The 8,300-nt window shown below is 67.4% G+C and carries 7 protein-coding genes; all 7 read left to right on the top strand.

Annotated elements, in window-relative coordinates; all coding sequences use genetic code 11:
* Nucleotides 1-379 precede the first annotated feature (379 nt).
* The 7 genes from ACIRDU_RS38540 to ACIRDU_RS38510 all read left to right on the top strand — a co-directional run bounded on the left by ACIRDU_RS38540 (nucleotide 380) and on the right by ACIRDU_RS38510 (nucleotide 7,914).
* Nucleotides 380-1,729, top strand: coding sequence for an aspartate aminotransferase family protein (locus ACIRDU_RS38540; protein ID WP_403588883.1), 1,350 nt, complete (start codon nucleotides 380-382; stop codon nucleotides 1,727-1,729).
* A 105-nt stretch (nucleotides 1,730-1,834) separates the two neighbouring features.
* Nucleotides 1,835-2,830 carry a phosphotransferase gene (locus ACIRDU_RS38535; protein WP_403588885.1) on the top strand — a complete coding sequence of 332 codons (996 nt, stop codon included), beginning with the start codon at nucleotides 1,835-1,837 and terminating at the stop codon, nucleotides 2,828-2,830.
* Between the two features lie 55 nt (nucleotides 2,831-2,885).
* Nucleotides 2,886-3,566, top strand: coding sequence for a haloacid dehalogenase type II (locus ACIRDU_RS38530; protein WP_399912126.1), 681 nt, complete (start codon nucleotides 2,886-2,888; stop codon nucleotides 3,564-3,566).
* Nucleotides 3,567-3,921: 355 nt separating this feature from the next.
* Nucleotides 3,922-5,013, top strand: coding sequence for an extracellular solute-binding protein (locus ACIRDU_RS38525; protein ID WP_403588881.1), 1,092 nt, complete (start codon nucleotides 3,922-3,924; stop codon nucleotides 5,011-5,013).
* A complete protein-coding gene (locus tag ACIRDU_RS38520) occupies nucleotides 5,006-6,172 on the top strand; it encodes an ABC transporter ATP-binding protein (RefSeq protein ID WP_403588879.1) in 1,167 nt (388 codons plus the stop codon). Before ACIRDU_RS38525 ends, ACIRDU_RS38520 begins: the two co-directional genes overlap by 8 nt.
* 39 nt (nucleotides 6,173-6,211) lie before the next feature.
* Nucleotides 6,212-7,078, top strand: a complete 867-nt coding sequence (locus ACIRDU_RS38515) for an ABC transporter permease (protein WP_403588877.1) — start codon at nucleotides 6,212-6,214, stop codon at nucleotides 7,076-7,078.
* The gene (locus ACIRDU_RS38510) at nucleotides 7,075-7,914 is read left to right on the top strand and encodes an ABC transporter permease (RefSeq protein ID WP_403588875.1); all 840 of its coding nucleotides are present in this window, start codon (nucleotides 7,075-7,077) and stop codon (nucleotides 7,912-7,914) included. Before ACIRDU_RS38515 ends, ACIRDU_RS38510 begins: the two co-directional genes overlap by 4 nt.
* Nucleotides 7,915-8,300 lie beyond the last annotated feature (386 nt).

Here is an 8,300-nt window from a genome sequence, read left to right as displayed (position 1 = left end):
CGTCGCCGACGGCTTCAGCTGCGCCACCCAGATCGACCACCTCGCCGGCGACCGGGACATCCGCGCCCTGCACCTCGCCGAACTCCTCGACCCCGACCCCTGGGCACAGAACACCGCCCGTGTCCTCGACTGAGCTCAGCTTCCCCGCGGCCCGTCCCCTCCCCCAGGTCGGCGCACGGCGCTCGGACCTGCCTGAACGGGCCCCGACTCACCTCTCTTGCAAGGGAGTTACCAGTGAGTTTTCGACGTCTGAACTGCCATGCAGATCCAGCCTAAAAATCTTTCTCGTTTCAGGTTGGAACTGAAACAAGCGATGGTAAGGTCTCAGCCACAGCAGCGAGCAACCTCGACGAAAACCAGACTGAAGGTGTGCCTGCAGATGACTTCGACGCTTAGTCGGGCAATCGCCCACTACCCCAACCGGTTCGACCCGGGCACAGTGAGCGAACTCCCCGAACACATCCAAGAGACCATCCAGCGCCGCGAGCGGGTGCTGGGCCCCGGCTACACGCTCATCTACAAGGAGCCGGTCGAGTTCGTTTCCGGCCACGGCGCCCACCTGATCGACCGTGACGGCAACGACTATCTCGACGCCTACAACAACGTCCCGTGTGTCGGGCACGCCCACCCCCACGTGGCCGAGGCCGTCGCCCGGCAGATGGCCGCGGTCAACACCAACACGCGCTACGTCCAGGAAGCACTGGTCGACTACGCGGAGCGGCTCCTCGCGACCTTCCCCGACGAGCTGTCGAAGCTGAGCATCGCGTGCAGCGGCTCGGAGGCGAACGACCTGGCCATGCGTGTGGCGCGGTTCCACACGGGCGGCGAGGGCATCATCGTCACCCGCTGGGCCTACCACGGCATCACCCGGGAGGTGGCGAGCTTCTCGCCCACCCTGGGTGCAGGCTCGCCGCTGGGTCCGAACGTCCGGCTCATCGACGCCCCGGACCCGCGCCTCGTCGCGCCCGGTTCCACGCTCGACGAACACATGCGGCAGCAGGTGCGCGGCGCGATCGACGACCTCGAGCGCCACGGCTATCGGCTCGCTGCGCTGATCACCGACTGCGCCTACAGCAGCGACGGCATCTTCACCGACCCGCCCGGCTACATGCAGGCCGTGGTGGAGGAGGTGCACGCGGCGGGCGGTGTCTACATCGCGGACGAGGTCCAGTCGGGATTCGCCCGGCTGGGGGACTCGATGTGGGGCTTCAGCCGCCACGGCGTCCTGCCGGACATCGTCACCATGGGCAAGCCGATGGGCAACGGCCTGCCGATCTCGGGTGTGGTCTTCCGCCCTGAGGTCTGCGAGGAGTTCGGACGCAACGTCCGCTACTTCAACACCTTCGGTGGCAGCTCCATCCCCGTGGCCGCCGGCGCCGCGGTGCTGGACGTCATCGAGAAGGAGAACGTGCAGCAGCGCGTCCTGGAGTGCGGCAACGCTCTGCGCGCGGGGCTGCGGGAGATCACCAAGGACTCCCCCTACGTCGCCGAAGTCCGCGGCGCCGGTCTCTTCGTCGGCGTGGAGATCGTCAAGGACCGGGAGACCCTCGAGCCCGACCGCGCACTTGCCGAAGACGTCATCAACGACATGCGCGACCGACGCATCCTGATCAACGGTACGGGCACGTCGGCGAACACGCTGAAGATCCGCCCTCCGCTGGCCTTCGACTCCGCCGATGTGACCCGCTTCCTGGAGACCTTCGCCGAGGTCGCGAAAAACCGTCTGTAGCAGGTTGCGAAGGGACTGACCGTGAACACCTCACCGGCTCCGACCTATGCTCAAAGGCTCCTCGAGGAGAGCGGCCTGACGTCGTCCCATCACCCCATCGACGTGATGCTGGTGAGCATCTTCCTTGAGAAGCACTACCGCCTCAGCGGGCGCTTCGAAAGGCTGGCGACGGAGAAGGACGACACGTTCCGACTCAGCACCGACTCAAGCACCTACCTCGTGAAGGTCTCACCCCCTGAAGAGGCCGAGGCGGTCGTCGCCCTCCAGACCGCCGCGATGCGCTACCTCGAAAGCACCGCTCCGCAGTTGCCCGTCCAGCGGGTGAAGCTGACCGCCGGCGGGGACGACCATGTGACCATCAGGCTGAACGGCGGCAGGACACGGGTCCTGCGGGTGTTCGACTTCGTCGAAGGCCAGGTCCTTGCCGATGCGAACCCGGACGCGGAGCGGCTGGCCAGGGCGGGCGAGATGCTCGGGCTGATCGACGTGGCGCTCAGGGAGTTCACCCACCCGGCGGACCGACGAGGTCTGGCGTGGGACATCCGGCATTTCCACCAGTTGACCGAACTGGTCGAGCACACGCCCAGCCCCGAGCACCGCCGGGCGGCCCGATCGGTCTTCCGGCTCTTCGGCGAAAACGTCGTCCCGAGGCTGAGCGATCTCGAGACGCAAGTGATCCACGGTGATTTCAGCCCCTACAACATCGTGGTGGATCCGAGGAGTGATCACTTCGTCACCGGAGTCATCGACTTCGGCGACACCGTGCGCAGTGCGGTGATCTTCGACCCCGCCGTTCCCATGGCGAACCTGCTCGGCAGGACGCCGGATCGTCCCTGGCGGGACGCCTGCGCCTTCGTCGCCGGCTACCAACGCGAGCGGCCGATCCAGGACTCGGAACTTCCGCTGCTCCCGATTGCCGCGCTGGCACGACTCACACTGCGTGCGCTGATCACGAACTGGCGCGCGGAGCGCGCACCCGAACGGCGCGAGTACCTCCTGGATCACGCCAAGGACGACTGGATCAATGTCGAGCGTTCCTTGGCCGCGAGCCTGGACGACGTCGTCGCGCACCTACGGGAAGCCCGTCACGGGCATCCCTGAAAATCCAGTCCCCAACATGTGCGGGCCCCTCAAAAGAAAGAGCAGGAGCATTCTCATGGCAATTCCCTCGTTGCAGTTCCGTCCCAAGTACGTCTCGTTCGACTGCTACGGCACGCTGATCGAATACCCGATCACTCCCATCACGTACGAGCTCGTCGGCGATCAGATCCCCGCCGAGCAGTGGGACCAGTTCGTCCGGGAGTTCCGCGGCTACCGCTACGACCAGGTCCGCGGCGAGTACTACCCCTACGAGCAGGTGCTGCAGGACTCCTTCGAGCGGGTCTGCCGCAAGTGGGGTGTGAAGGCGGCGCCGGACGCCGGCAAGCGGTTCGCCGACGGCGTCCGCAGCTGGGGACCCCACCCGGACGTGGTGGAGCCGCTGAAGAAGATGGCCGAGCACTACAAGCTGGTGATCCTCTCCAACGCCGACGACTCCTTCCTCGCGGAGAGCGTGCCCAAGCTCGGGGCGGACTTCCACGCGGTCCTCACCGCGGAGCAGGCCGGCTACTACAAGCCCCGCTACGCCGCGTTCGAGTACATGCTCGAGAAGCTCGACGCGTCCCCCGAGGACTTCGTGCACGTCGCCTCGCACACCCGTTACGACCACCAGTCGATGCACGACATGGGCTTCCGCAACCTGGTTCTGCTGGACCGCGGCTACGACCCGGTGACCCACGGCTACGACTACGTGACGGTGAAGTCCCTGGACGACCTCAACACCATGCTCGGCATCTGACCCGAGGCAACACGGTCCCGCACGGCACACGCACGAGCTTTTCCCACGGCTTGTGCTGCCGTGCGGGACGATAAATCCGGTGCCTCCCGCACCCTTTCCACGATGCACTGCGGGCCCGACGGTAATCAAAATGATAGAAATACACCGTCGTGATATTGCCGCTCCTGCGATAGCGTGCCGCACCACCGCGCGTTTGATTTTGCTTCCTTCCCTTCCCCCGGTCTCGCTCGGGCGGCCTGAGCCCCGCGCGTTTCCGTGCGCCGTTACGGCGTTCCAGCCCCCCTCAGCCGGGACCAATGCGTCCCCGCATCACGGATTCTCCCCGTATACCCAGCGATTTCCAGGAGGCCCTGCCATGGAAGGCAACCTGATAGGACGCAGAAGCGTACTTCGCACCGCAGGCGCGCTGGCCGCTGCCACCGCGGTGACCGGCTGCGGCACCCTGACGGGCAGCGGCGAGAGCCGCACCTCGTCGGGCGGTAAGAAGCGGCTCGTCGTCAGCAACAGTGGTGGCGCCTACAACGACGCTCTGACCAAGGCGATCTACGAGCCGTTCACCAAGGAGACCGGCATCACGGTCACCACGGTCAACTACCAGTCCGCGCAGGTCATCGCGCAGGTCAAGCAGGGCCGCCCGCAGGTCGACCTGATGGACAACTCGCTGCTCATCTTCCAGAAGATGGCTCGCGTGGACTGTCTGGAGGCGGTGGACCATGACCGGCTGAAGAGCGTCAAGGGAGCCGGGATCGCGGAACACAATCTGCCGGAGTACGCGGTCGGCAAGAACGTGTGGGCGAGTGTGATGGCGTACCGCACGGACAGCCTCAAGCGCGCCCCGAAGAGCTGGGCGGACTTCTGGAACACGCACTCCTTCAGCGGCCCGCGCTCCCTGCAGAGTGCGGAGGTCGACCTTCCCGAGTTGGAGTTCGCGCTGCTCGCCGACGGGGTGCCGCTGGACAAGCTGTACCCGATCGACGTGGACCGGGCGTTCGCGTCGATGTCGCGGATCCGCAGCGATGTGAAGAAGTTCTGGAACACCGGCGCCCTGCCGGCCGTCCTGCTGGGCCGCAAGGAGGTCGTCGCCACCAGCCTGTGGGCCGGCCGCGCGGACGAGCTGATCAAGCAGGGCATGCCGGTCGCCTACCAGTGGAACGGTGCCCGCAGGATGACCAGCGGCTGGGGCATCCCCAAGGGCGCGGGCAACACGGACGCCGCCTACAAGCTGATCGACTTCTCCCTGCGCCCCGAGGTCCAGGCGGCCTTCGCCAAGCTCTACCCGGGCGGCCCCGTGGTCCCGGGCGCCACCAAGCTCCTCTCGGAGGACGTCCTCGCCACGCTGCCGACCTCGCCGAAGAACCTGAAGACCGGGTTCGACGCCGATGTGGCCTGGTGGGACAAGAACCGTGACGCCGTCACCAAGCGCTGGCAGGAGTGGGCCGATGCCTGAGCGGACCCAGAGTCTGACCGCCGGGAAACTGTCCGCCGATGATCTCGCCGCTGCCCTGGCTCCAGGGTCCAACTCGCTGACCGGGAAGTCCCTGTCGGTGGCGGGGCTGCGGAAGTCCTACAGCGGGACGACGGTGGTCGACGGTGTGGACATGGAGATCGCGGCGGGTGAGTTCGTCACCTTCCTCGGCTCCTCCGGCTCCGGCAAGACCACCACGCTGATGATGCTGGCGGGGTTCACCGAGCCCGACTCCGGCACCATCGCAGTCGACGGCCGGGACATCACCAAGCTCAACCCCGGAAAGCGTGACCTCGGTTTCGTCTTCCAGCAGTACCTGCTCTTCCCCCACATGACCGTCCACGAGAACGTCGCCTTCCCCCTGCAACTGCGCGGGGTGGACAAGGCGGAGATCCGCCGCCGGGTGGGGGAGACCCTGGAGGCGGCGGGCCTGTCGAAGTTCGCCGGCCGCAAGCCCCGTGAGCTGTCCGGCGGGCAGCAGCAGCGTGTCGCCCTGTGCCGGGTGCTGGTCTACCGCCCGCCCATCGTGCTGATGGACGAGCCGCTCGGTGCGCTGGACAAGAAGCTGCGTGACCAGATGCAGACCGAGATCAAGTCCATCCAGCGCGAACTCGGCCTGACCGTCATCTACGTCACGCATGACCAGGAAGAGGCGCTGGTCCTGTCGGACCGTATCGCCATCATGAAGGACGGCCGCATCGAGCAGTTCGACACCCCCCGCGGCCTGTTCGAACGCCCCCGCACCCCCTTCGTCGCCGACTTCCTCGGCGCCGCCAACTTCCTCACCGGCAAGGTCGAGGAATCCACCGCGGACGGATGCACCCCGGTCCGTCTCGACACCGGCGGCCTGCTGAAGGCCCGCGCTCACGCATGCGCCCCGGGCCAGCGGGTGCGTGCGGCAGTTCGCCCCGGCAGACTGCGCCTGGTCAGCGCCGAGGAGGGCTGCTGTAGCGGCACGGTCGAGACGGCCGTGTACGTCGGCTCGCTGACCCGGATCACCGTCCGCCTGGACGGCGCTGCTCCGGGGACGCCGCCGCTGCGGATCGAGACGGCCCAGGCCCCGCCGCGCGTGGGGGAGCGGGTCTGTGTGACGGCTGATCGTGAGGACATCAGTGTCTTCGACGAGTCGGACGGGGGGTGAGTCGTGGCCGGCACCGCTGTCGCACCCGTCAAGGTGCGTGTGAAAACCTCCGCGAAGCGCGGACACCGCTCCCGCATCGCCCTGGTCAACGCCGTCCCCGTCACGGTGTTCCTGCTGGTGTTGTTCGTCTACCCGATCATCGGGGTGCTCTCCCTCAGCCTGAAGGGTGACAGCGGCGGGTTCACCCTCCACTGGTATGCCGACGCGCTCAGCGGTGTGAACCTGTCGGTGCTGATGTCGACCCTGCGGATCTCGGCGGAAACCGCGGTGCTCAGCCTGCTGGTGGGGTTCGTGCTGGCGCACGCCATCGCCCGGATGCGGCCCGTCTTCGCCGCCCTGGCCATGCTGATCGTGGTCGTGCCGCACTTCATCAGTGCCCTGGTGCGCACCTACGGGTGGATCATCATGCTCGGTGAACACGGCATCATCAACACCATGGCCACCTCCGTGCACCTGCCCGGTGCGCCGTATTCGCTGCTGTACAACGAGACCGGTGTGGTCATCGGCACCACCTCGGTGATGCTCCCCTACACCGTCCTGGTCCTCCAGGGCGTGATGCGCGGCGTCGACGGCCGGCTCCTCGCCGCAGCGGCGGGCTTCGGCGCGTCACGGCTGACGATCTTCCGCCGCATCTACCTGCCGCTGGTCGCGCCCGGTATCGGCACCGCGGGCCTGCTCAGCTTCATCCTCTGCCTGGGCTACTACATCACCCCCGCGCTGATGGGCGGCGACAAGCAGACCGTCGTCGCGGCCCTGATCGACCAGCAGGTGATGAAGCAGGACCAGTGGAACTCCGCCGCCGCCTTCGGCGTCATCCTGCTCCTGCTCACCTTCGCCGGCCTGGGCGTGCTCGGCCTGGCCAGGCTCCGCCGCAAGAAGGCGCACGCACGAGGAGGCAGCTCATGATGGAACTGCCTCCCACCCGGGCCGGACACATCGGCCGCGCCCTGAGCGCCATCGCGATCCTGCTGTTCCTGGCGATGCCCATCGTCATCATCCTGGTCACCTCCTTCGGCGCGGACGGCATCGGCACCTTCCCGCCGAAGGAGTACAGCACCCGCTGGTACGAGCAGATGGCCGCGCCCGGCGGCAACTGGGCCACCTCCATCGCCCTGTCCAGCCTCATCGCCTCCCTGACCACCGTGTTCTCCCTGATCCTGGGCGTCACCGCCGCCACCGCCCTCGCCCGCGGCCGCCTCCCTCTGCACGCCGCCGTCTACGGCCTGGTCCTGGCCCCCATGCTCATCCCCCAGGTGGTCATCGCGCTCGGCCTGTTCCTGTTCTTCGAACCGGCCGGCATGCTCGGCAGCCCCCTGGCCATCGCCCTCGGTCACACCGTGCTCGCCGCACCCATCGCGATCCTCATCCTGATCTCCACCCTGCGCGGTATCGACGAACGCCTCGAAGACGCCGCCGCCAGCATGGGCGCCAGCCGGATGACCATCGCCCGCCGCATCACCTTCCCGCTGGCCACCCCCGGCCTGATCGCGGCAGCGGTGTTCTCCTTCATCACCAGCTTCGACGAGTTCTTCATCGCCCAGTTCCTCTCCACCCCCGACACCCGCACCCTGCCGGTCCTGGTCTTCAACGCCCTCCAGTTCGACGTCGACCCGACCGTCACCGCCGTCAGCGCGGTCCTGATCGCCCTGGCCATCCTCGCCCTCGCCCTGGTCGCCCTCGTCCGCAAACTCGGCGGCCACCGCAACGGCCAGAGCGCCCTCCCCGTCGAACCCCTCACCTGAATCCCGGGCCAGAGCGGCCCACACCTGCTGCCTCCCCCCGGTCGCAGGTGTGGTGCCCACCAACCGGACGTGATATCACGTCCGGCCGCGAAGCACGGGGCCCTGTCCTCCCCTCCCCCTTGGGCCCCGTGCTTCGCCCAGGCATTCCCGCGATGTGCTCCCCCTGCCTGCCCACTTTTCCGGCAAGCGTCACGAATCAGCGGCCGTGCGTCCGCGACACCCGCCTGTTTTGAGTTTCCGAGGAGAAGTCAGCCATGACCACGACCGTCGTCCGTGATGTTCCCAAGCAGCTGTTCATCGGCGGTGGCTGGCAGGACGCCGAGTCCGGCCGGACCCTGTCCGTCGACAACCCGGCCACCGGCGAGGAGCTGTGCCGGGTCGCCGAC

The sequence above is a fragment of the Streptomyces sp. NPDC093598 genome (genome assembly GCF_044764825.1).
Lineage (GTDB): Bacteria > Actinomycetota > Actinomycetes > Streptomycetales > Streptomycetaceae > Streptomyces.
This window is presented reverse-complemented; position numbering and strand designations above follow the sequence as displayed.